The organism is Streptomyces sp. NPDC032822 (assembly GCF_055578825.1).
Window position 1 is genome coordinate 86,196 of record NZ_JBVIOL010000004.1, and the last position, 22,192, is coordinate 108,387.

A 22,192-nucleotide genomic window follows, 5' to 3' on the forward strand; every position below is an offset into this window, starting at 1 on the left:
AGTCGATGGAGAGCATACAGATGCTCGCCTGCCGTAATCAACTCGCTTAGAATGCGGACATGGAGACTTCGACTCAGCCCTCGCCGCAGGCAGTGGATCTGCTCGACGCGGTCGGCCCCGCCTTCTCCCGACTGCGGCGCGCCCAGGCGCTGAACGTCGAGAAGCAGGTGTCCCGCAAGGACCTCACCAGGACCCTGGTGCTCAACATCGTCCAGGACGGGCCGGACGCGGAGGGCCAGGAGATCACCGTCGGGGTGGTGGGCGAGCGGCTGGCCGTCGACCCCTCCGTGGCGAGCCGGATGGTCTCCGACTGCATCACCGCCGGCTATCTGATCCGGGCGGCCTCCCAGCGCGACGGCCGCCGCACGATCCTCCAGCTCACCCCGGAGGGCCACGAGACGCTCGCCCGCTTCCGCCGCCACCAGCGCGCGGCCTTCGAGCGCATCACCCAGGACTGGCCGGAGCAGGAGCGGCTCGAGTTCGCCCGGCTGCTCATCAAGTACGTCGACTCGGTGGCCGGGTTGCAGCAGGCCCCGGGTTCCGCCTGACGCCCGACCGGGCGCCCCGCAGAGCGTGCCCCGGCACCCGGCCGGGGCACGTTTCCGCGTCCTCACCCGAGCGCGAGGACCCTCCGCAGAACCGCCGTCAGCACCGCGCTCTCCGCACCCCCGGGGTCCGCGCCCACCGACCGCCAGGCGACGACACCGTCCGGCCGGACCAGCACGGCACCTTCGGGGCGCAGACCGCCGTAGCGCTCGGACCAGCGGTCGTCCGGGTCGGCCAGTGAGCCCGCCCCGCCGCCCTCGCCCGGCACCACCCGGCGCGCGGTGATCTCCAGCCCCAGCCCCAGCCCGGCGGAGGCCTGGGCCGCGGCGGACATCCACTCCCGGCCGCGCGCCCCGGCCAGCAGCACGAAGCCGCGCCCGAACAGATCGAGCGTGGAGAGGGGTTCACCACCGCGCGACAGCATCACGTACGGCGCCCGGGTCCCCGGCGCGCCGCGCAGCGCCCGCGGATCGGAGGCGACCGGCAGGGCCGCGCTCCCCGCCTCCTCGACGACCGCGGCGGAACGGTAGGCCTGTCCCGTCGTCACCGTCACCGCGTCCGCCGCGGCGGCCCGCTGCTCCGCAGTGGCACTGCCGGACCGCACCGCGAGCTGCAGGGATCCCTGCTCGGCCGTGTAGACCGCGACCGGCCGCCGCTCGGCGTCGTACGTCTCCACCAGGCCGGCCCCCGCGACCCCGTCGACCACCAGGGCGAGCTTCCAGGCGAGGTTGTGGGCGTCGGCGATCCCGGTGTTGGCGCCGTAGCCCCCGGTCGGCGGCACCACATGGGCCGCGTCCCCGGCGAGCAGCACCCGCCCGTGCACGAAGCCCTCGGCGACCTGCTCCGCCATGTCCCAGGGGAAGCGGGAACGGATCGTCACCTCGACCCCGGGTGCCCCGATAGCGGCACCCACCAGCTCGGCACAGCGGACGTCGGTGAAGTCCTCCAGGCTCTCGCCGTCCTCGGGCCGGTACCCGACGATCAGCGTGCCCCCGGTCAGCCGGTCGTCATGCACGAGAATCCCCGTGACCTGGGGGTTCTTCACATGGACCACGCTGTAGCGGCGCTCCCCGAGCACGGGCCGCAGATCCGCGCCGAACGCGATGCTCACATGCCGGGACAGCACCCCGCGCCCCTGCCGGGGAACCTTCAGCGCCTCCCGCACGGTACTGCGCGGCCCGTCGCAGGCGACCAGGTAGGAGCTGCGGAAGGTGCTGGTCCCGCCGGCCCCGTCACCGAGGACGGCGGTGACCCCGTCCGGGTCCTCCGCGAAGGAAAGCAGCTCGGTACCGAACCTGAGGTCGGCGCCGAGCTCCACGGCACGGTCCCGCAGCAGCGGCTCCAGCCGGTCCTGGGGAAGGAGGAGCAGCCGGGACGGCGTGAGGTCGCCCAGCTCGTCGTCGCCCTCCAACTCCTCCTTGCTGAACAGCACGTCACCGGCCAGGGAGGTCACCCCGGCCCGGGTGCGGTGCGTCGCGAACCCCGAGGCGTCCTCCACGGCGGCGTCCTCGACCCCGGCCTGGCGCAGCAGCTCCCCGGTCCGGGGGTAGTAGCCGACGGCCCGCGGATGGACGGAGGTGCCCGGATGGCGCTCCACCAGGGTGCAGCGAACCCCGTGGCGGGCGAGGAACAGAGCGGTGGACAGCCCGACGAGGCTGCCGCCGACCACCAGTACGGAGGCGTTGTCGGAACGGGAAGTCATCGCGGAACCCCTCTCCAGGATTCTCGGCTCTCGGAACGGATGTCGGTCCTGCTCACGGCGTCGGCAGCCCCGCCCTGCCGAGCGCCAGGTAGTCGACGACCTCCCAGTGCTCGGCGACCTTCCCGCGCTCGATCCGGAACTGGTCGCAGGTGCGCATCTCGAGCGGCAGCCCGGACGCCCCGCCCCCGCTCCAGGCCCCGGTGAGCGTGCCGGTCCAGGTCACGAAGACCATCACCCGGTCGTCGACGGCGACGATGTGGTCCACGGTGGTGACCAGGTCGGGGAAGGCCGCGATGTTGTCCGCGAAGAACGCCTTGAAGGCGTCGAGCCCGTCCGGCACCGCGTCCGTACGCATGTTGTGATGCCGGTAGTCCTGGTGGTAGTAGCGCTCGGCCAGGTCCAGCCGGTGCTCGCTGAAGACGTCGCGGTACGCGCCGAGCACCAGCTCCGCGTTGGCCCGCTCGGTGTCGCTGTGCGGGCCGTGCAGCCCGGGAGCGGCCGGCTGACCGCCCCGCTCCGGCCCGCTGTCCACCCCGTGCGCGGCCAGCACGTCCCGGTCCACCACGTTCCAGTGCTCGGCGACCCTGCCGTCCCGCAGCCGATACAACTCGGCGGTGTGCAACCGGAGTTCGGCACCGGCAGGGGTGCGCCCGGTCCAGGTCGCGAAGAGCATCACCCGGTCGTTGTCGGCCACCAGATGGTCGATGTCAGCCGACAGCCCCCGGCGGTCCGGCGTCTTCCAGTCGACCGTGTCGTGCTCGACGTGGTCGGCGTGGAAGAAGCGACCGGCCTCCTCGAAGCCGTGCTCGCGGTACAGGGTGCCGTACAGATCGCGGACCAGCTCGGCGTTGCGCGTGCGCTGCCCGGCGGGCATCACAGTCGTCATGGGGTTCCTCTCGGATCGGCACTGATCAGTGAGTGGGGCGGGGCCGCTCATGCCTTGAGGGCGTACGTCGACCAGTGGGAGTCGGCCTCGAAGCCGAGCCGCTCGTTGAGCGCGAGCACGGCGGTGTTGGCGGACTCGTTGAAAACCTGGACCAGTTGGAGCCGCCCGTTCTCCCGAGCCGCCCCGAGCAGCAGGTCGGCCTTGAGCCAGGTGGCGATTCCACGCCGCCGGTGCCGCGGCAGCACCAGCGTCTCGCCGGCGTCAGCCATCGGACTGTCCCGCACGAACAAGGTGCTGTACGCGACGATCTCGCCGGCCTGCCCGGGCAACGCGGCCACCACGCGGGGCAGATGACCGGCCCGCTCCGCCTCGGCCTCACGCGCCCGTACGTCGTCGACGCTCGGACGCCGTACCCGGGCCTGGCCGTTGACCCGCTCCTCCAGAGCGCTCCAGGCCCGCGCGTAGGATTCCACCAGGTCGTCGGGGCAGCGCCCGTGCCACGACACCAGCCGGTAGCCGGGCACCGGCCGGGCCAGCGCGGCCTCCAGCACCGCTCGGGCGGATCCGGCGAGCCGCAGCCGGTTGCGCACGGTCTCGCCGACGAGCTCCGCGCCGAGCTCCGCCGCGAAGCGCTCACCGGCCGCCGCCCTGGGAGCGTCGGCCAGCAGCAACTCCCGTCCCCGCGCCCGCAGGGCCGCCAGCCCCGCGGCCGCCAGGGCCCGCCCGGCACCGCGCCGCCGGAAGCCGGGGAACACCCACAGCGAACCGTGTCCCGGCCCGGCCGGATCCCCCAGGTCGAGCCCGAGCTTCAGCACACCGGCCGGGGTGTCGTCGTCATACGCGACGAGCACGATCCGCTCCGTCCCGTGCCGGCGCTGGAACAGCCGCGCGAGGAGCGCCTCCGTCACGGGCGGATCGCCGGGCAGTTCCAGCGTCATGGTCTCCCGGAACCCGGGAAGCAGAGCGGCGATGGTGGCCGGCTCATCACCGTCGAGGCTACGAATCTCCATGCCCCACACGGTGTCCCGCACCTCTCGAAACACCGTCGAGGACAACTCGACACCGCCCGCGCGGACACACCCGAGCCCCGTGGCGATCCAGCCACGGGGCTCGGTACACAGGCTCTCGGGCGTCAGGCGCCGCCCGTCACCCGGAGGGTCTCGCCGTTGGTGTTGCCGTTGGCGGCGGAGCCGAGGAAGACGACGGCGTTCGCCACGTCCTCCGGCGCGGACATCCGCCCCGACGGCAGGCTCTTGCCCTTCTCCTCCAGGAACCCCGGCGGCACATGGGCCCGCACGGTCTCGGTGCCGGTCTGCCCCGGTACCACCATGTTGACCAGGATCCCGTCCGGCCCCAGCTCCCAGGCCAGGCTCCGCATCAGCCCGAACAGCCCGGACTTGCCCGCGCCGTACGCTCCCGCACCCGCCTTGCCCGTGTCCGCGAGGCCCGCGCCGAGCAGCACGACCCGGCCCCACGGTCGCCCGCGCATCCACGGCAGCGTCGCCTGCAGGGTGTGGAACACGGCCTCGACGGAGTTGCGCAGCACCTCCTGCCACTGCTTCGCCGGTACGTCCTCGAAGCGCGGCACCGGCCTGCCGGGACGCGGTATCGCCTCGCTCCAGACCACCGCGTTGGCCACCAGCACGTCGATGCCGCCCCACTCCTCGGCGACCCGGCCCACCGCGTCCCGTATGCACCGCTCGTCCGCGAGGTCGTACCGCACCGCCATCGGCGTACCGCCGGCCTCGGTCACCAGCCGGGCCGTCTCCCGGGCGCCGTCCTCGTTCGTGTGGAAGGTGATCGCGACCCTGGCCCCCTCCTCCGCGTACGCCACGGCCGTCGCCCGGCCGATGCCCGAGGAGGCGCCGGTGACCAGCACCACCTTGTCCCGCAGATCCGTCCTCATGACTGTGATTCCTCTTCGGTCGTCGGGGCCCGATGGCCGATGCCGATGCTCTGCGCGTGCCGGAAGAAGTCCTCCGGGTCGTAGTCCCGCTTCACCTCGCGCAGCCGGTCGCGGTTCTCGCCGAAGTACTCCGTCTCCCAGTTCTCGCCCACCCGGGAACTGGGGAAGTTGATGTACGAGCCGCAGGCGAGCGGCGCGAGGGCCACCGCCGCACGGTCGGCCAGGGCGGTCAGCCGGGCCGGGGCCGCCGTATCTCCCGCCACGTCACGGCAGGCGAACTGATAGCCGATCAGGAACCGCGCGTCCCGGTGGGCGTAGGCCGTCGCGGTCCTCGGCATCCGGTTCGCCGCACCGCCCAGCGCGATGCACAGCAGGTAGCGTTCCTGGCCCACCGCGTCCAGCGCGGGGTCCCAGGCGTCGAGCAGCGCCGCCGACTCCGCACGGGTCGCGGCCCGGCCGGTCAGCCGGTAGCTCTGCCGGGTGTACGGATGCCGGTGCCCCTCGGCCTCGGGACCCGTCCCGGTGCGATGGCACTGGGCCACCGTCTTCGAGCCGCACAGCGCCTCGTGCATCACCTCGGCATATCCGCCCGGCGGGCCGACGGTCCTGCTCAGCGGCTTGCTCCCGGCCCGTTCCGCCAGTTCGTCCAGGCCGGCCCGCACCTCCTCGGCCGTCCCGAGGTGCACCCCCCAGACCCGGACCACAGGACGCCCGCCGGGCCCGAACATGCCCGGCAGCACCACCAGCGAGGTGCCGAGCTCGTCCGGCCCCTCGACGGCCCACTCCTGCCAGGCCGTCAGCACCTCCACGGCGTCGTCGTACGCCCACAGCGTCTCGAAGGCGATCAGCGTGGGCGCCTCGACCGGCCGCACCTCGAACTCCGTGACGACCCCGAAGGTGCCACCGCCACCGCCGCGCAGCGCCCAGTGCAGATCGGGCTCCTCGGTGGCCGAGCAGCGGACGGTCCTGCCGTCCGCGAGCACCACGCGCGCCGCGGTGACCAGGTCGCTGCCCAGCCCGAACCGCCTGGTCTGCCAGCCGATCCCACCGCCGGTCAGGAACCCGCCCACGCCGACCGTGGGGAACGTGCCGGTGACGATCTGTCGGCCCCGGGTCCGCAGGGCGTCCAGCGCGTCCAGCGACCGGACACCCGCCCCGAGACGCACCACGGGCCCCTCGGCCACGGCGTGGTTCATCCGGGACAGGTCGACGACCAGCCCCTCGCCGGTCGACCAGCCGTTGAAGCTGTGGCCGCCGCCCCGGACGTGCAGCCGCAGCCCCCGGTCCCGGGCATGGCGCACACAGACGGCGACGTCCTCCTCGGAGGCGCAGTACGCGACGGCGTACGGCTCGATCGTGTCGTACTCGGTGTTCTGCACCTGTCCGGCCAGGGCGTAGCCCGCATCGTCCGGCAGGACCAGCTCCCCGCCGATCCGGTCCCGCAGCGCTGCCGCCCGCATCAGTCGTCGATGCCGAACTTGCCGGCGGTCACCTTGGAGCCCGCGTGCCCGCGCAGCTTGGTGCCCTGCGGGTCGAAGAACTCGGCGCCGCCGGTGCCCTGCCACTCGGTGTCCGAGACGAACTCGCCCGACACCCGGACATGCGCCTCTCCGACGTGCTTGCCCTCGGGATCGGCGGCCAGGATGTGGAAGCCGTACTCGAAGGTGCCGCGGCCCGTGGCACGCCAGGTGCCGAGGCCGATGTTCTTCGTGTTGAGCTGGGTGGAGACGACCGAGCCGTCCGCCGAGAAGGAGACCAGTCCGGGTACGGCCTTTCCGTCGTCGTCCAGCTGCGTGGTCCAGGTGCCGACCAGACGTGCGTCGCTCATCGCGGTTCTCCTCGGGATCGGGAAGTGGGATGGTGCGGCCAGCCTTCCGGCGAGCTCTGGAGACGCGCTCGAGACGTCCTGTAGGTGGGCGTCCTGTGAGTGGGCGTCCTGTGAGTGGGGGCCCAACCCCGGATGCCAGAGCGCGGCCACGTGCATGGACCCGAGCGCGACCAGGCCCCGGTACGACGGCCGCAGGCAGAACCGCATCAGCCCCCGCCACAGAACGTCCAGGACGGTGCCCCGCACCGGGACGGCGATCTTGTCGGGATGCCCCTCGGGCAGTAACCGGGGGTCGAACGGACGAACAGCCACAGCGCTCCTCGGCATGGGTCCTCGGCACGGTCAGGCGGCGCAGACCGCCATCTCCACGCCACCGTCGAAGGGAAGGGGAAGCGAGACATAACCGCTGCCGGGAACCCGGATGTGGGTCAGGAACTCCGCGCACCGCCCCGGCACGTCCCGGACGCCGTACGCCACGATCACCGCACCCGGCAGCATCCTGGGCTCCATCAGCTTCAGCAGTGTCAGGAAGGACTCCGGCGGCCCCCCGAGCAGCAGCAGCTCGACCGGCCCGGGCACGGCCGGCAGCAGCCGCTCCGGACTGCCCACCCGTACCTGTGCGTACCGCCCGAGCCCGGCCTTCTCCACCGCCGCCGCGGCCAGCCCGGCGCGCACGGCGTCCGGCTCGCAGCACAGGACCCGGCCCCGCCCGTTCTCCCGCAGCGCCGCCGCGATCGACGCGGTGGACGACTCGTCCAGGCAGCCGGCCTGGAGCACATTGAGCGGTCCGGCCGCCAGTACCAGTTGCCGCAGGAGGGTCGAGGTGGAATCAGGCATGCGGAACTCCCCGTCACGAGTGTCGAGACATTCGAGATCTCCCGGCCGAGCGTTACAGACCCGCAGTCGGCGGGCGACGCCCCTGGACCGCTCCCCGAGCGAGCCTCCAGCCGCCCTCAAGACCGGGGCCGAGCCCGGGTGCTGCTCGTTTTCAGGGCACAGCTCATCCTCTGATACGCTGCTGCAGCGACGTCACCCCAGCTGACAAGCCTCTCCACACTCACCGGTGCGGGCGGCGGAAACCCAGTGGGAACACGCAAAACGGTGTGCGACACTGGGTTCATCGGTTCGCACAACAGCAAGGTCCTGTGGAGCAGCTTGGAGTGCTCGCCACCCTGTCAAGGTGGAGGCCGCGGGTTCAAATCCCGTCAGGACCGCTGAGGTTTCCCCGGAAACCTCGTGGCTGGGTAGCTCAGTTGGTACGAGCGATCGCCTGAAAAGCGATAGGTCGCCGGTTCGACCCCGGCCCCAGCCACCATCGCGGAACAGCGAAAACACCCCCGTCGGGATCATCGACGGGGGTGTTCGCGTAGGTGCCCGGACATCGCTCCTGGTACGGACGTCACTCCTGGTTCCGGTTGCGCGTCACGTTCTCCTCGCACTCCTCGGCGATGTCCCACGGCCCCCGCGCGTTGCCGGTCAGGTCGTTGTCCTCGAACACACCGCTGCCGCCGGACTCGACCCACACCGCCTCGTAGCCGTTGCCGTTGACCCGGTTGTTGCGCACGGTCAGGTTGCTGTTCTCACTGACCAGCACCCCCGCATGACGGTTGCCGGTGATCTCGTTCTCCTCGAAGGTGCCCAGGCCGCCCTCCAGGGCGTAGACACCGTGGAACTCGTTGTGGCGGATCTGGTTCCGGCGCACCGTGGGGTTGCCGGCCTCCTTGAGCGTCACGCCCGAGTAGCCGTTGTCGGTGATCTCGTTGTCCTCCAGCGTGCCCAGCCCGCCTTCGTAGACGAAGACGCCGCCGGTCTTGTTGTGGTGGATCTGGTTCCGGCGCAGGGTGGGGTTGCCGGCCTCGCCGATCTCCACGCCCGAGTAGCCGTTGTCGATGATCTCGTTGTCCTCCAGCGTGCCCAGCCCGCCGCCGAACACGAAGACACCGCTCTGCCCGCCGTCGTGGATCCGGTTCCGGCGCAGCCGGGGGTCCGCGCCCTCGCTGATGGAGACACCGGCACGGCGGTTTCCCTTGATGTCGCAGCCCTCCAGCTCCAGCCGCCCCTGGACGATCTGCACGGTGTGCGCCTCGGATCCGATCTGGCGCAGGGTCAGGTTCGCGACCCTGCCGATGCTGGCCTGGAACCTGAGCGCGTTGGTGTCGCGGGCCCGGATCTCGATGTCCTCCAACTGGCCGTCGCCCAGGATCTCCAGGGGCTTGTCGACGACCAGACCCTCCTCGTAGAGGCCCGGCCGGACCAGGATGCGGTCACCGGGCCGTGCCGCCACGACGGCAGCGCCGACCGTGACGAAGTCCCCCCGGTGGTAGGGGTCCACCACATGGGTCGGCGGCTCGGTCTTGGTCGCGCTCCCGCTCGTCGTCCCCCCCGCCGCCGTGGACCCGGTCGCCGCCCCCGCCGTCTTCGCCTGCCCGGCGGCCCGCGTCGGCGCGGCGGCCCCCGGGCGCCAGAACGTGTCCCGCATCCGCAGCGCCAACTGCGCGGTGGCCCTGCGCACCACCGGCGAGGTGAACGGTTCGAACCGCAGCTCCCGCCAGTCGGCGTGCTGCCGGGCCGCCAGCACGGTGGCCAGGTCGTCGGCGTCGCGGAGCCGGGGTTCGTCCATCTCGCGGGCGCTGATGTAGTACACCGGGAGGATCAGGTCCTGGCGGCCGAGCTTCTCCTCCCGCTCCAGGAACCGGGAGACCTCGGACCGGCAGGCCGGGCTGCGGAACAGGCTCGGCGTGACGACGACCAGCAGCAGGGTCACCGCGTCCAGCGTCTCGTCGATCCGCGCCTGCCAGTTCTGCCCCCAGGCGATGTCGTTGCGATCCTGGAAGATCGCGAACTCCTCGCCGGTCTGCGCCCGGACCTCGGCGCCGAGCCGTTCGCGGAACTGCGAGAGCCGGCCGTCGTCGTGCCGGTCGTCGAAACGGACGTAGCTCATGAAAGCCGCGGGCTCACCAGGCATGACATCCCCCTCGTCCCCACCACAACCCGCGAATTCTGGCACATCGGGGGCACCGGGAACCGGGCGAACCTCAAACCCGGGGCCCTGACCGACAGGCCGGCCGACGGGCTGACCGGCGGGTCGGCCGGCGGGATCGGTCGCGCCGCTCCACCGGCGGCGGCAAAAGGGTTCGCCACGAAAATCCCCGGGATGAGATCCTGGACCGCGTATGTCTACGCACCCCGCCCCCGGCGCCTCCGCTCCGGGCACCCCCGACCTCGGCGCTCTCGCCCCCCGCCTGACCGAGCTGTCCCTGCGCGACGCGCACCGGCTCGGGCGCAGGCTCGAAGGCGCGCGCAGGATCCGCACACCGCAGGCCCGTGCCACCGTCCTCGCCGAGATCGAGGCGGAGGTCGCGAAGGCCGAGGCGCGGATGAGCGCGCGGCGCGGCCGGGTGCCCGCCGTCAGCTATCCCGAGCAGCTGCCCGTCAGCCAGAAGAAGGACGACATCGCGGCGGCCATCCGCGATCACCAGGTCGTGATCGTGGCCGGTGAGACCGGGTCGGGAAAGACCACGCAGATCCCCAAGATCTGTCTCGAACTCGGGCGCGGGGTCCGCGGCATGATCGGGCACACCCAGCCCCGTCGTCTCGCCGCCCGGACCGTCGCCGAGCGGGTCGCCGACGAGCTGGACACCCCGCTCGGGGAGGCCGTCGGCTGGAAGGTGCGGTTCACCGACCAGGTGAACCCGGACGGCACCTTCGTGAAGCTGATGACGGACGGCATCCTGCTCGCCGAGATCCAGACCGACCGCGAGCTGCGCGCCTACGACACGATCATCATCGACGAGGCCCACGAGCGGTCCCTGAACATCGACTTCCTGCTCGGGTACCTGGCCCAGCTGCTGCCCAGGCGGCCGGACCTCAAGGTCGTCATCACCTCCGCGACCATCGACCCCGAGCGGTTCTCCCGGCACTTCGGCGACGCGCCGATCGTCGAGGTCAGCGGGCGGACGTACCCCGTGGAAGTGCGTTACCGGCCGCTCCTGGAGGAGGACTCGGAGGACTCCGACCGCGACCAGATCACCGCGATCTGCGACGCCGTCGAGGAACTCCAGGGGGAGGGCAAGGGGGACATCCTCGTCTTCCTCTCCGGGGAGCGGGAGATCCGGGACACGGCGGACGCGCTCGACAAGAAGAACCTCCGGTTCACCGAGGTACTGCCTCTCTACGCCCGGCTCTCGCACGCCGAGCAGCACCGGGTCTTCCAGCGTCCCGGTGCGGGAACCACGCGCAGGATCGTTCTGGCGACCAACGTCGCCGAGACCTCGCTCACCGTGCCGGGCATCAAGTACGTCATCGACCCGGGCACCGCCCGCATCTCCCGCTACAGCCACCGCACCAAGGTCCAGCGCCTCCCCATCGAGGCGATCTCCCAGGCCAGCGCCAACCAGCGCAAGGGCCGCTGCGGCCGTACGTCCGACGGCATCTGCATCCGCCTCTACAGCGAGGAGGACTTCGAGGGCCGGGCCGAGTTCACGGACGCCGAGATCCTGCGGACCAACCTCGCCTCCGTCATCCTGCAGATGACCGCGGCCGGCCTCGGTGACATCGAGAAGTTCCCCTTCATCGACCCGCCGGACCACCGCAACATCCGTGACGGCGTCCAACTCCTCCAGGAACTGGGCGCGTTGGACCCGGCGCAGAAGGACGTACGCAAGCGGCTCACGGACACCGGCCGCAAGCTCGCCCAGCTGCCCGTCGACCCGCGCCTCGCGCGGATGGTCCTGGAGGCCGACAAGAACGGCTGCGTCCGGGAGGTCATGGTCATCGCCGCCGCGCTGTCCATCCAGGACCCGCGCGAGCGCCCCGCCGACAAGCAGGCCCAGGCCGACCAGCAGCACGCCCGCTTCAAGGACGAGACCAGCGACTTCCTCGCCTGTCTCAACCTGTGGCGGTACGTCCGCGAGCAACAGAAGGAGCGGGGTTCCTCCTCCTTCCGGCGGATGTGCAAGCAGGAGTACCTGAACTTCCTGCGCATCCGCGAGTGGCAGGACATCTACACCCAGCTGCGGACGGTCGCCAAGCAGATGGGCATCCATCCGAACGAGGCGGATGCGGCCGAGCAGAGCGTCCATGTCTCCCTGCTCGCCGGCCTGCTCTCGCACATCGGCATGAAGGACGTGAAGGAGGGCGCGAAGAACGACTATCTGGGCGCCCGCAGCGCCAAGTTCGCGCTCTTCCCCGGTTCGGCCCTCTTCAAGAAGCCGCCGCGGTTCGTGATGTCGGCGGAGCTGGTGGAGACCTCCCGCCTCTGGGCCCGCGTCAACGCGAAGATCGAGCCGGAGTGGGTCGAGCCGCTCGCCGAGCACCTGCTGAAGCGCACCTACAGCGAACCGCACTGGGAGAAGGACCAGGCCGCGGTGATGGCGTACGAGAAGGTCACGCTCTACGGCGTCCCGATCATCGCCCAGCGCAAGGTCAACTACGGCCGGATCGACGCGGAGGCCTCCCGCGAGCTCTTCATCCGCAACGCCCTGGTCGAGGGCGACTGGCGCACCCACCACAAGTTCTTCGCCGACAACCGCCGACTCCTCAGCGAGGTCGAGGAGTTGGAGCATCGCGCGCGGCGCCGGGACATCGTGGTCGACGACGACACGCTCTTCGACTTCTACGAGCAGCGGGTGCCCGAACACGTCGTCTCCGGGGCCCACTTCGACTCCTGGTGGAAGCACAAGCGGCACGAGCAGCCCGACTTCCTCGACTTCGAGCGGGAGATGCTCATCCGGGAGTCGGCGGAGGCGGTCACCAAGGCCGACTATCCGGACGCGTGGCAGCAGGGCGACCTGAGGTTCCGGGTGACGTACCAGTTCGAGCCGGGCGCGGACGCCGACGGTGTGACGGTCCACGTCCCGCTCCAGGTCCTCAACCAGGTCACCGACGAGGGCTTCGACTGGCAGATCCCCGGGCTGCGGGAGGAGATCGTCACCGAGCTGATCCGCTCCCTCCCCAAGCCGATCCGCCGCAACTACGTGCCGGCCCCGAACTTCGCGAAGAGGTTCCTCGACACGGCCGTGCCCCTTCAGGAACCCCTCACCACGACCATGGCGCGTGAACTCAGACGCATGGTCGGCGTCCCCTTCACCGAGGACGACTTCGACTGGTCGCGCATCCCCGACCATCTGCGCATCACCTTCCGGATCGTCGACGAGCGCCGCCGCAACCTGGCCGAGGACAAGGACCTGGAGACGCTGAGGCTCCGGCTGCGGCCGAAGGCGCGGCAGGCCCTCTCGCAGGCCGCCGCGGCGACGGCCGAGCGGCAGGGCGGCGAGTCCCTGGAGCGCAAGGGCCTCACCGACTGGACGATCGGCTCCCTGACCCGCCTCTTCGAGACCCGCCGCGCCGGCCAGCCGGTGAAGGCGTACCCGGCGCTGGTCGACGACGGCGACACCGTGTCCGTACGGCTCTTCGACACCGAGGCCGAGCAGGCCGAGGCGATGTGGAAGGGCACCCGGCGGCTCATCCTGCGCAACATCCCGGTGAACCCGGCGAAGTTCGCCTCGGACAAGCTGACGAACGCCCAGAAGATCGCCCTGTCGGCGAACCCGCACGGTTCGGTCCAGGCCCTGTTCGACGACTGCGCGATGGCGGCGGCGGACCGGCTGATCGGCGACTTCGGCGGCCCGGTCTGGGACGAGGAGTCGTACCGCAAGCTGTACGAGAAGGTGCGCGCGGAGATCGTCGACACCACGGTCCGCACCGTCGGGCAGGTGGAGCAGGTGCTGGCCGCCTGGCAGGCCTGTGAGCGCCGCCTGAAGTCCGTACGGAGCCCCACGCTCCTCGCGAACCTCCAGGACGTACGCGGGCAACTGGACGCCCTCGTACGGCCGGGCTTCGTGACGGCCGCGGGTGTCCGGCGGCTTCCCGACCTCATGCGCTACCTGGTCGCCGCGGACCGCCGGCTCCAGCAGATGCCGACGAACGTCCAGCGGGACACCAGCCGTATGGAGAAGGTCCACGAGATGCGGGACGAGTACGCCTGGCTCCTTGAGCAGCTGCCCCGGGGCCGTCCCGTGCCGTCCGCGGTCCTGGACATCCGCTGGATGATCGAGGAGCTCCGCGTCAGCTATTTCGCCCACGCGCTCGGCACGGCGTACCCGGTCTCCGACAAGCGGATCGTGAAGGCGATCGACGCGGCAGCGCCGTAACGACCCCCGCACGCTGGGTGAGTTCGCGCGGTGGGCGCACCCTCCTGTAGAGTCTCTTCTCGCAGCGCAACGCAGCAATCGCACTGCGAAACCTGGTCCTGTGGAGCAGCTTGGAGTGCTCGCCACCCTGTCAAGGTGGAGGCCGCGGGTTCAAATCCCGTCAGGACCGCAGCAAGAAGAGAAGGCCCGCATCCCGGCAAGGGACGCGGGCCTTCTGCGATGTGGGAGAGCCCGGGTCCGAGGACCCGGGCTCTCCCGCGTGCGCCCGCGGTCTTGACGGCGTCCCTCTCGCTCGGTACCCAGAAACCAGGGCCCCGCTCTCCGTGCGGCCCCCTGGAGGTGGGGCATGGCGGCATCGGTCAGGCACGAGACGCGGGCGCTGCTCCGTGCGCACCTCGCGGCCGCTTCCTCCTACCGCCATCTGACGCGCCACTGCCCCATCTGCCACCGCCTGCTGCGCCTGGCACTGGACGGCGCCCCAGGAGCCGCTCGGCCGCCCCGGACGCCCCAGGCCCCCGAGGAGGCCGGCAGCGACGAAGCCGGGGACGCCTGCGCCTCGGGAGTGTGACCGCACCCCGGCCCCAACACCCGCCCCACTGTGGGCGGGTGGAGCATGAAGCCCCTAGCGCACATGAGCCAGAGGCAACAAGGACCCTGGCATGTGACGGGTGTCACCGCATGATTTTTTGAAAGCGCGGAACTTACACCTCACCTACAACTGGTCAATTTAATATGTGCAATTGCACCAGTGCCAGAGGGTGCCCACAGGAGATCCGACACCCCTCCCCAGACTCCGACAAGCCCGCTCACAGGACACCCCGTCCGGCCACGCCGTGCGCACAAAAAAGATCGCGCTGGACTCGGCGGAGTCCAGCGCGATCGACGACGCACCCTGTTGTTGGCTTGGAAGCCCGGAGGGGCCTGGGCGAGGGCTCTGTTGGGGCAGAACCCGCGTCGCTTGGAGCCAGGGTTCGGGCGCCGCGGCACGTTGGGGGACGTGCCGGTTTTGCCCGGTTATTCAGTTGTCAGGCCTCGCTGCGCTGCTGCGGGATACCCGCAAGTAGCGCGCGAACCTCAGCCTCGCGGTATCGGCGGTGTCCGCCGAGCGTGCGAATGGAAGTGAGCTTGCCGGCCTTCGCCCACCGCGTGACCGTCTTCGGGTCGACGCGGAACATCGTGGCGACCTCAGCCGGGGTCAGCAGCGGCTCGGCATCAGGGGTGCGAGCGGTCATGAGCGGCCTCCTCGGGAGAACCGAACCTTCTCGGTTCATTCCTCTAAATTCTGCACCTTGACCCGCGTTGCCCGAAATGGCGGACGCGAGTCGAGTCGGTTATAGGACGAACGGCTTGTCCTCGGCACTACAACTACACCATCCGTCCAGCCGCGTAGGCCAAACCGATGGAATTGCCCCTCCAGGTGTTCATCAGCGACGGAAGCCGATGGACCACCCCATAGCGGACAGTCACGCCACCGTGACGATCAGTCACAGGACGATCAGGAGTCATCAGACCCCCCAAAGCGACAGAGTCCTCCCCCGGACTCCTTGTCCTATTTTGGCATGAGGAGGGGCAAGGGACGCAAGGGCCGCGTACGTGCGGTCCGTCACGCTTGACAGCAAACGCCCCGGATCGGGACCTACGTCCCTTGTTGACGAAACCTCAGGACATACCGAGGGGAAACCTCGGTCCGAGGACGAAACCCCAAAACGGGCGCCAGGTCAAACGTCAGTTCGTTACCTGCGTCACGCCGGCCCGGCCGCGCCCCCTGCGGACGTGCCCGCTCCGGCCGCGCTCAGTTCGCCGACCGGCGGTCCCGCACCGACCGCCACCGCTCCACGAGCCGCGCGTACGCCTCGCCCGCCGCGACCCCGTCACCGGTCCGCAGCGCCTCGATGCCCTCGGCCACGTCCGCCGCCGAGTGGTCGTCCTCCAGCTCGCCGCCCGGCAGCGCGTGCACCAGGCCGCCGTAGTCCAGCTCCACCAGCGAACGCGGGTGGAACTCCTCCAGCCAGCGCCCGACGTCCACCAGCCCGTCGATGAGCGGCCCCTCGTCCATGGCCTCCTTGAGCGCCCTGAGCGCCCGCGCGATCCGCCGCCGGGCCTGGACCATCGGCGTGCGGTAGCGCAGCGCCGGAGGGACCTCACCGGAGCCCTTGTCGAAGCGCCGCTCCTCGTCGGAGACCAGCACGAACCAGCTCAGCGGCACCTGCCAGGTCCCGGTGCGGATCCAGGGCCGCGCGTCCGGGTTGCGGGCCAGCCAGCGCTCGTAGTCCTGGGCCGCCTGCTCCCGTACGACCTCCGGCAGCACCGCGTCCAGCACCGGCTCCGGCAGCTCCTCGCCGAGGTCGCCCAGGGCCTGCCAGCCGCGCAGCCGGGTGCGCCACGGGCACACGCACACCACCCCGTCGATCTCCAGCACGAACGCGTCGCCGCTCTCGTGCACCGGCACCGGGATGGGCGGGGTGGGCAGCAAGTCGGCCAGGGAGCGGCGGAGTTCGTCCTGGTAGGTGGGGCGGTCGGGGCGGCGGGCGTACCGCGCCCAGTGGCCGCGCTCCGGTTCCGGGAAGGCGGCCAGTGGCTCGTACACGCGCAGATAGGTCGCGTACGGGACGATCACCGAGGACACCTTGCGCACGCCTGCTCTCTCCCCCGCCGTCTGCCAGGAAAACCCTGCAAATCGTCGCACGGCCGTCCTCCGGGAGGAGGTGATCCCGGGCACTGCGCGGATGGCGGGGCCGCCAGGCCCTAATCTCGTGCTCACAGTGCCCACCACCCTCCCCCACTGCCAAAAGCGCCGGGGGGACCCCACGGGAACTGGTCCCAACCGCCGCTTTTTACTCAGGAGTCACCACAGTGACCGACGTAACCGGCGCGTCTGCTGATGTACTGCACACCCTGTTCCACTCGGACCAGGGGGGTCATGAGCAAGTCGTGCTCTGCCAGGACCGTGCCAGCGGTCTCAAGGCCGTCATCGCCCTCCATTCCACCGCCCTGGGCCCCGCGCTCGGCGGTACCCGCTTCTACCCGTACGCGAGCGAGGCGGAGGCCGTCGCCGACGCGCTGAACCTCGCCCGCGGGATGTCGTACAAGAACGCCATGGCCGGTCTCGACCACGGCGGCGGCAAGGCCGTGATCATCGGCGACCCGGACCGTGACAAGAGCGAGGAGCTGCTCCTCGCCTACGGCCGGTTCGTCGCCTCGCTCGGCGGCCGGTACGTCACCGCGTGCGATGTCGGTACGTACGTCGCCGACATGGACGTCGTGGCGCGGGAGTGCCGCTGGACGACGGGCCGCTCCCCCGAGAACGGCGGCGCCGGCGACTCCTCCGTCCTCACCGCCTTCGGCGTCTACCAGGGCATGCGCGCCTCCGCGCGGCACCTGTGGGGCGACCCCTCGCTGCGCGGCCGCAGGGTCGGCGTCGCGGGCGTCGGCAAGGTCGGCCACCACCTGGTGGAGCACCTGCGGGAGGAGGGCGCCGAGGTCGTGATCACGGATGTGCGCGAGGAGGCCGTACGGCGGATTCTCGACCGGCACGCGGAGGGCGTGAGCGCCGTCGCCGACACCGAGGCGCTGATCCGGGTGGCGGGGCTCGACATCTACGCCCCGTGCGCGCTGGGCGGGGCGTTGGGCGACGACTCCGTGCCGGTGCTCACCGCGGCGATCGTCTGCGGTGCCGCCAACAACCAGCTCGCCCACCCGGGCGTCGAGAAGGACCTCGCCGACCGCGGGATCCTCTACGCGCCGGACTACGTGGTGAATGCCGGCGGGGTGATCCAGGTCGCCGACGAGCTGCACGGGTTCGACTTCGAGCGGTGCCGGGCGAAGGCGGCGGGGATCTACGACACCACGCTGGCCATATTCGCACGTGCGAAGACGGACGGGATTCCGCCGGCCGCCGCGGCCGACCGGATCGCCGAGCAGCGGATGCACGAGGCCGCCGCGGCCCGCCGCGCCGGGTGACCTGACAGCCCTCCAGGGGGTTTGGCCGGTGCCCGCCGACGGGCACTTAGAGAGAACTCTCACGTTCGTCGGCGGGTCGGCCTCCAAGAAGTGGTTAAAATCGCGGTTGACCAGCGGGGACGGGGCACCCTGAGGGTTCTGTGTCCGGGCCCGTGCTGCGGGCGACGTACCGTATGGGCGTGGGCTCAGGTACCGTGGAAGCCCTACGGACCGGTCTCTCCATGGAGAGTCCGTTCCAGATCATGAACGCGTGTCAAGACTCTGGGGCCACCGAGCCCCGTATCCGAGGGGGTCGAGCCATGGGGCGCGGCCGGGCAAAGGCCAAGCAGACGAAGGTCGCCCGCCAGCTGAAGTACAGCAGCGGCGGGACTGACCTCTCGCGCCTGGCCAATGAGCTGGGCGCATCGACCTCGAGCCAGCCGCCGAATGGCGAGCCGTTCGAGGACGACGACGACGAGGAAGACGACCCGTACGCTCAGTACGCGGATCTTTACAACGACGACGATCAGGACGAGGACGACGAGTCCGGTCCCACGTCTCAACGTCGCGGTGCTTGACGATTCAGCTCTGCATTGACCCGGTCCGGCGGTTTCCACCGCCGGACCGGGTTTTGCTCTGCCCTCGTCGACTCAGGTGCCGTGACGGCGGACCGTGACGGTCAGCGGGCGTAGTCGCCGACCAGTTCCGCACCCGTGGTGTGGTCGCCGCGCTCGGTGATCTCGCCGGCGATCCAGGACTCGACCCCGCGGTCGGCCAGGGTCGCCAGGGCCACGTCCGCCGACTCCTCGGGGACGATCGCGATCATGCCGACGCCCATGTTCAGGGTCTTCTCCAGCTCCAGCCGCTCGACGTCACCGGTCCTGCCGACGAGGTCGAACACGGGGGCCGGGGTCCAGGTGGAGCGGTCCACGATCGCGTGCAGACCGTCGGGGATGACGCGGGCCAGGTTGGCGGCGAGTCCGCCGCCCGTGACGTGCGAGTAGGCATGCACGTCGGTGGTGCGGGTCAGCGCCAGACAGTCCAGCGAGTAGATCCTGGTGGGCTCCAGGAGCTCCTCGCCCAGGGTGCGGCCGAACTCCTCGATCCGGGCGTCCAGGGCCAGACCCGCCCGGTCGAGCAGCACATGCCGCACGAGCGAGTACCCGTTCGAGTGAAGACCGGAGGCCGCCATGGCGATCACCGCGTCACCCGTACGGATGCGATCCGGACCGAGCAGCCGGTCGGCCTCCACCACGCCCGTACCGGCGCCGGCGACGTCGAAGTCGTCCGGGCCCAGCAGACCGGGGTGCTCGGCCGTCTCGCCGCCTACCAGGGCGCAGCCGGCGAGGACACAGCCCTCGGCGATGCCCTTGACGATGGCGGCGACCCGCTCGGGGTGGACCTTGCCGACGCAGATGTAGTCGGTCATGAACAGCGGCTCGGCGCCGCACACCACGATGTCGTCCATGACCATCGCGACCAGGTCGTGGCCGATGGTGTCGTAGACGCCCAGCTGCCGCGCGATGTCGACCTTGGTGCCGACGCCGTCGGTCGCGGAGGCGAGGAGCGGACGCTCGTAGCGCTTGAGGGCGGAGGCGTCGAAGAGGCCGGCGAAACCGCCGAGGCCGCCGAGGACCTCGGGGCGCTGCGTCTTCTTCACCCACTCCTTCATCAGCTCTACGGCGCGGTCGCCCGCTTCGATGTCGACGCCGGCAGCCGCGTAGGAAGCCCCAGCGGGGGCAGAGGTCTCAGACATTGCCTGGGATCTTTCGGGTTGGTTTGACGGGGCTTACGGGCGACGGATCGCGTCGGCCGCGGCCGTGGCCGCCGGACCGGCGGCCAGCTCGGTTTCCAGGAGCTGCTTGCCGAGCAGCTCGGGGTCCGGGAGCTCCATCGGGTACACGCCGTCGAAGCAGGCGCGGCAGAGGTTCGGCTTGGCGATGGTGGTCGCCTCGATCATGCCGTCGAGGGAGATGTACGCCAGCGAGTCGGCGCCCAGCGAGGTGCCGATCTCGTCGATGGTCATGCCGTTGGCGATGAGCTCGGCACGGGTCGCGAAATCTATGCCGAAGAAGCAGGGCCACTTCACGGGCGGCGAGGAGATCCGGATGTGGACCTCGGCGGCGCCCGCCTCGCGGAGCATGCGGACCAGGGCGCGCTGGGTGTTGCCGCGCACGATCGAGTCGTCGACGACGACCAGCCGCTTGCCCTTGATGACTTCCTTCAGCGGGTTCAGCTTCAGGCGGATGCCGAGCTGCCGGATCGTCTGCGAGGGCTGGATGAACGTACGTCCGACGTACGCGTTCTTCACGAGACCCGCACCGAAGGGGATGCCGGAGGCCTCCGCGTAGCCGATGGCCGCGGGGGTGCCGGACTCCGGAGTCGCTATCACCAGGTCGGCGTCGACCGGGGCTTCCTTGGCGAGCTTGCGGCCCATCTCCACGCGGGAGAGGTACACGTTCCGGCCGGCGATGTCGGTGTCGGGGCGGGCCAGGTACACGTACTCGAAGACACAGCCCTTGGGCTTCGCATCCGCGAATCGGGAGGTGCGCAGGCCGTTCTCGTCGATCGCGATGAACTCGCCCGGCTCGATCTCTCGGACGTAGGCCGCGCCGCAGATGTCGAGGGCGGCGGACTCGGAGGCGACGACCCAGCCGCGCTCCAGACGGCCGAGGACCAGCGGGCGGATGCCCTGCGGGTCACGGGCCGCGTAGAGCGTGTTCTCGTCCATGTAGACGAGCGAGAAGGCGCCCTGGACCTGCGGGAGGATCCGGATGGACGCCTCTTCGATGGTCAGCGGCTTGCCGTCGTCGTCGACCTGGGCCGCGAGGAGCGCGGTGAGCAGGTCGGTGTCGTTGGTGGCGGCCACCCGGGTGGAACGGCCGTTGGTGTCCTTCGGGAGGTCGGCGACCATCTCGGCGAGCTGCGCCGTGTTGACCAGGTTGCCGTTGTGGCCGAGCGCGATGGAGCCGTGCGCGGTGGCACGGAACGTCGGCTGGGCGTTCTCCCACACGGAGGCGCCGGTGGTCGAGTAGCGGGCGTGACCGACCGCGATGTGACCCTGGAGCGATCCGAGCGAGGCCTCGTCGAAGACCTGGGACACGAGGCCCATGTCCTTGAAGACGAGGATCTGGGAGCCGTTGCTGACCGCGATTCCCGCGGATTCCTGGCCTCGATGCTGGAGGGCGTAGAGCCCGAAGTAGGAGAGCTTGGCGACCTCTTCGCCCGGAGCCCAGACACCGAAGACGCCGCAAGCGTCCTGGGGGCCCTTCTCACCGGGGAGCAGGTCGTGGTTGAGTCGTCCGTCACCACGTGGCACGTCCCCGAGTGTAGGCGAGGTCGACCACTGGTCCGAATTGGCGAATGCCCTGCCCTGAGCTGCGGTAAAGGATCACTCGACGGTCACTTGGCGACGACCGCGGTGACGACGGCGTCGTTTTCGCTGGTCAGCGAGAGAGTCCGATGATCGATCTCGTAGCTGACCGTGCTGTCGAACAGACGCAGCAGGTCCTTCTCCACGGTCATGAGTGAGGCGTCGCACATCATTCGGGTAGTGGAGGGCGCGCCCAGGGTGATATGTCCGTCGCTGACCGTGGCCTTGGCGTTCACCTTGTTGCAGCCGAGGCTGCCGGCGACCGTGCCGGCCTTCCGGTCGAAGGTCAGGTGCGCTTTGCTCTTGGCGGCGGGCGAGGTGACCTGCCACTTCGTGCCGTAGAGGGCGGCGTCGGTCGCCTTGGTGAGGTCGACGCGGTCGCCGGCCTCGGTGGTGAGCGTCATGCGGCCGTCCTCGACCTCGGTCTTCAGGGCGCCGTCCGCGAGGGTGCGGGCGAGGGTCCGCTCGAAGTCCATGGGCCCGTCCTCGCAGGCCATCCCGGTCGAGGTGGGGTCGCTGAGGCGGATGCTGTCGCCCTCGACGGCGGCGGTCGCGCTGAAGTGGTTGCAGCCGTAGTTGCCGGCCGCCTTGCCGTCGGCGATCTCCACGTGTGCGTCGGAGGGGGCGCGGTGGGTGGTGCCGTCGACGGTGACGCTGTCGATGCTCCAGTGCACGCCGGTCACGTTCGGGGCCGCGCCCACGGAGCCGCCGTCGGCCTTCTCGTCGCCGCAGGCCGCGGCGAACGGGACGAGGGCCACGGCCGCGGCGAGGGCCAGTCGTCGCTTCTTCCTGTCCTTCTGTGTGTCCGTCTGCCTGTACATGCCGATTCGACGGGGCGGGTGGGGTGGTTGGTTCCCCTCG

18 protein-coding genes and 3 tRNA genes are annotated in these 22,192 nt (G+C 70.6%); 8 read left to right on the forward strand and 13 right to left on the reverse strand.

Annotated features, from left to right (window positions below):
• The first annotated feature begins 59 nt into the window (after positions 1–59).
• Positions 60–548, forward strand: coding sequence for a MarR family winged helix-turn-helix transcriptional regulator (locus tag ACZ5VD_RS12830; protein WP_468550250.1), 489 nt, complete (start codon positions 60–62; stop codon positions 546–548).
• 62 nt (positions 549–610) lie between these two features.
• On the opposite strand, the gene ACZ5VD_RS12835 is transcribed toward ACZ5VD_RS12830, so the two are convergent.
• From ACZ5VD_RS12835 to ACZ5VD_RS12865, 7 genes are all read right to left on the reverse strand, one after another.
• Positions 611–2,248, reverse strand: coding sequence for an FAD-dependent oxidoreductase (locus ACZ5VD_RS12835; protein ID WP_468682239.1), 1,638 nt, complete (start codon positions 2,246–2,248; stop codon positions 611–613).
• A 52-nt stretch (positions 2,249–2,300) separates the two neighbouring features.
• Entirely contained in the window at positions 2,301–3,134 is an 834-nt protein-coding gene (locus ACZ5VD_RS12840) for an ester cyclase (RefSeq protein ID WP_468550248.1), read from the reverse strand.
• 47 nt (positions 3,135–3,181) lie between these two features.
• Positions 3,182–4,144, reverse strand: coding sequence for a GNAT family N-acetyltransferase (locus ACZ5VD_RS12845; protein ID WP_468550247.1), 963 nt, complete (start codon positions 4,142–4,144; stop codon positions 3,182–3,184).
• 122 nt (positions 4,145–4,266) lie between these two features.
• Positions 4,267–5,040 carry an SDR family NAD(P)-dependent oxidoreductase gene (locus tag ACZ5VD_RS12850; protein WP_468550246.1) on the reverse strand — a complete coding sequence of 258 codons (774 nt, stop codon included), beginning with the start codon at positions 5,038–5,040 and terminating at the stop codon, positions 4,267–4,269.
• Entirely contained in the window at positions 5,037–6,500 is a 1,464-nt protein-coding gene (locus ACZ5VD_RS12855; RefSeq protein ID WP_468550245.1) for an FAD-binding oxidoreductase, read from the reverse strand. Before ACZ5VD_RS12855 ends, ACZ5VD_RS12850 begins: the two co-directional genes overlap by 4 nt.
• Positions 6,500–6,868 carry a hypothetical protein gene (locus tag ACZ5VD_RS12860; protein ID WP_468550244.1) on the reverse strand — a complete coding sequence of 123 codons (369 nt, stop codon included), beginning with the start codon at positions 6,866–6,868 and terminating at the stop codon, positions 6,500–6,502. The genes ACZ5VD_RS12855 and ACZ5VD_RS12860 overlap by 1 nt, the downstream gene beginning before the upstream one ends.
• A gap of 342 nt (positions 6,869–7,210) precedes the next feature.
• On the reverse strand, positions 7,211–7,705 hold the full coding sequence (locus ACZ5VD_RS12865) for an O-methyltransferase (RefSeq protein WP_468550243.1): 495 nt from the start codon (positions 7,703–7,705) through the stop codon (positions 7,211–7,213).
• A 302-nt stretch (positions 7,706–8,007) separates the two neighbouring features.
• On the opposite strand from ACZ5VD_RS12865, the gene ACZ5VD_RS12870 reads away from it, so the two are divergent.
• Both ACZ5VD_RS12870 and ACZ5VD_RS12875 read left to right on the forward strand, forming a co-directional pair.
• A tRNA-Asp gene (locus ACZ5VD_RS12870) sits at positions 8,008–8,082 on the forward strand.
• A 24-nt stretch (positions 8,083–8,106) separates the two neighbouring features.
• Positions 8,107–8,183, forward strand: a tRNA-Phe gene (locus ACZ5VD_RS12875).
• 84 nt (positions 8,184–8,267) lie between these two features.
• Here ACZ5VD_RS12875 and ACZ5VD_RS12880 read toward each other — a convergent pair.
• On the reverse strand, positions 8,268–9,833 hold the full coding sequence (locus tag ACZ5VD_RS12880) for a right-handed parallel beta-helix repeat-containing protein (RefSeq protein WP_468682240.1): 1,566 nt from the start codon (positions 9,831–9,833) through the stop codon (positions 8,268–8,270).
• A 208-nt stretch (positions 9,834–10,041) separates the two neighbouring features.
• On the opposite strand from ACZ5VD_RS12880, the gene hrpA reads away from it, so the two are divergent.
• From hrpA to ACZ5VD_RS12895, 3 genes are all read left to right on the forward strand, one after another.
• Positions 10,042–14,019, forward strand: coding sequence for an ATP-dependent RNA helicase HrpA (gene hrpA / locus ACZ5VD_RS12885; RefSeq protein WP_468682241.1), 3,978 nt, complete (start codon positions 10,042–10,044; stop codon positions 14,017–14,019).
• 94 nt (positions 14,020–14,113) lie between these two features.
• Positions 14,114–14,188: transfer RNA gene (locus tag ACZ5VD_RS12890), tRNA-Asp, on the forward strand.
• Positions 14,189–14,365: 177 nt separating this feature from the next.
• On the forward strand, positions 14,366–14,587 hold the full coding sequence (locus ACZ5VD_RS12895; RefSeq protein ID WP_468550240.1) for a DUF6274 family protein: 222 nt from the start codon (positions 14,366–14,368) through the stop codon (positions 14,585–14,587).
• A 457-nt stretch (positions 14,588–15,044) separates the two neighbouring features.
• On the opposite strand, the gene bldC is transcribed toward ACZ5VD_RS12895, so the two are convergent.
• Together bldC and ACZ5VD_RS12905 are read right to left on the reverse strand one after the other, a co-directional pair.
• Positions 15,045–15,251, reverse strand: a complete 207-nt coding sequence (bldC, locus tag ACZ5VD_RS12900; protein WP_003949541.1) for a developmental transcriptional regulator BldC — start codon at positions 15,249–15,251, stop codon at positions 15,045–15,047.
• A gap of 560 nt (positions 15,252–15,811) precedes the next feature.
• Positions 15,812–16,654, reverse strand: coding sequence for a DUF8083 family protein (locus tag ACZ5VD_RS12905; protein WP_468682242.1), 843 nt, complete (start codon positions 16,652–16,654; stop codon positions 15,812–15,814).
• Positions 16,655–16,872: 218 nt separating this feature from the next.
• On the opposite strand from ACZ5VD_RS12905, the gene ACZ5VD_RS12910 reads away from it, so the two are divergent.
• Positions 16,873–17,979 (forward strand): Leu/Phe/Val dehydrogenase, encoded by a 1,107-nt coding sequence (locus tag ACZ5VD_RS12910; protein WP_468550238.1) that lies wholly within the window; start codon positions 16,873–16,875, stop codon positions 17,977–17,979.
• A gap of 299 nt (positions 17,980–18,278) precedes the next feature.
• Positions 18,279–18,536, forward strand: a complete 258-nt coding sequence (locus tag ACZ5VD_RS12915; RefSeq protein WP_468550237.1) for a DUF3073 domain-containing protein — start codon at positions 18,279–18,281, stop codon at positions 18,534–18,536.
• A 101-nt stretch (positions 18,537–18,637) separates the two neighbouring features.
• Here ACZ5VD_RS12915 and purM read toward each other — a convergent pair whose 3' ends face one another.
• From purM to ACZ5VD_RS12930, 3 genes are all read right to left on the reverse strand, one after another.
• On the reverse strand, positions 18,638–19,714 hold the full coding sequence (gene purM, locus ACZ5VD_RS12920) for a phosphoribosylformylglycinamidine cyclo-ligase (protein ID WP_468550236.1): 1,077 nt from the start codon (positions 19,712–19,714) through the stop codon (positions 18,638–18,640).
• Positions 19,715–19,747: 33 nt separating this feature from the next.
• Entirely contained in the window at positions 19,748–21,277 is a 1,530-nt protein-coding gene (gene purF / locus ACZ5VD_RS12925) for an amidophosphoribosyltransferase (protein ID WP_468550235.1), read from the reverse strand.
• Positions 21,278–21,360: 83 nt separating this feature from the next.
• Positions 21,361–22,152, reverse strand: a complete 792-nt coding sequence (locus ACZ5VD_RS12930) for an META domain-containing protein (RefSeq protein WP_468550234.1) — start codon at positions 22,150–22,152, stop codon at positions 21,361–21,363.
• Positions 22,153–22,192 lie beyond the last annotated feature (40 nt).

What these genes read in the sequence shown, in the direction of transcription:
- ACZ5VD_RS12835 (WP_468682239.1), bottom strand. Translation starts at nt 2,248, where the DNA reads ATGACTTCCCGTTCCGACAACGCCTCCGTACTGGTGGTCGGCGGCAGC.
- ACZ5VD_RS12840 (WP_468550248.1), bottom strand. Translation starts at nt 3,134, where the DNA reads ATGACGACTGTGATGCCCGCCGGGCAGCGCACGCGCAACGCCGAGCTG.
- ACZ5VD_RS12915 (WP_468550237.1), top strand. Translation starts at nt 18,279, where the DNA reads ATGGGGCGCGGCCGGGCAAAGGCCAAGCAGACGAAGGTCGCCCGCCAG.
- ACZ5VD_RS12830 (WP_468550250.1), top strand. Translation starts at nt 60, where the DNA reads ATGGAGACTTCGACTCAGCCCTCGCCGCAGGCAGTGGATCTGCTCGAC.
- ACZ5VD_RS12855 (WP_468550245.1), bottom strand. Translation starts at nt 6,500, where the DNA reads ATGCGGGCGGCAGCGCTGCGGGACCGGATCGGCGGGGAGCTGGTCCTG.
- hrpA (WP_468682241.1), top strand. Translation starts at nt 10,042, where the DNA reads ATGTCTACGCACCCCGCCCCCGGCGCCTCCGCTCCGGGCACCCCCGAC.
- ACZ5VD_RS12865 (WP_468550243.1), bottom strand. Translation starts at nt 7,705, where the DNA reads ATGCCTGATTCCACCTCGACCCTCCTGCGGCAACTGGTACTGGCGGCC.
- ACZ5VD_RS12845 (WP_468550247.1), bottom strand. Translation starts at nt 4,144, where the DNA reads ATGGAGATTCGTAGCCTCGACGGTGATGAGCCGGCCACCATCGCCGCT.
- purM (WP_468550236.1), bottom strand. Translation starts at nt 19,714, where the DNA reads ATGTCTGAGACCTCTGCCCCCGCTGGGGCTTCCTACGCGGCTGCCGGC.
- ACZ5VD_RS12930 (WP_468550234.1), bottom strand. Translation starts at nt 22,152, where the DNA reads ATGTACAGGCAGACGGACACACAGAAGGACAGGAAGAAGCGACGACTG.
- bldC (WP_003949541.1), bottom strand. Translation starts at nt 15,251, where the DNA reads ATGACCGCTCGCACCCCTGATGCCGAGCCGCTGCTGACCCCGGCTGAG.
- ACZ5VD_RS12850 (WP_468550246.1), bottom strand. Translation starts at nt 5,040, where the DNA reads ATGAGGACGGATCTGCGGGACAAGGTGGTGCTGGTCACCGGCGCCTCC.
- ACZ5VD_RS12880 (WP_468682240.1), bottom strand. Translation starts at nt 9,833, where the DNA reads ATGCCTGGTGAGCCCGCGGCTTTCATGAGCTACGTCCGTTTCGACGAC.
- ACZ5VD_RS12860 (WP_468550244.1), bottom strand. Translation starts at nt 6,868, where the DNA reads ATGAGCGACGCACGTCTGGTCGGCACCTGGACCACGCAGCTGGACGAC.
- ACZ5VD_RS12895 (WP_468550240.1), top strand. Translation starts at nt 14,366, where the DNA reads ATGGCGGCATCGGTCAGGCACGAGACGCGGGCGCTGCTCCGTGCGCAC.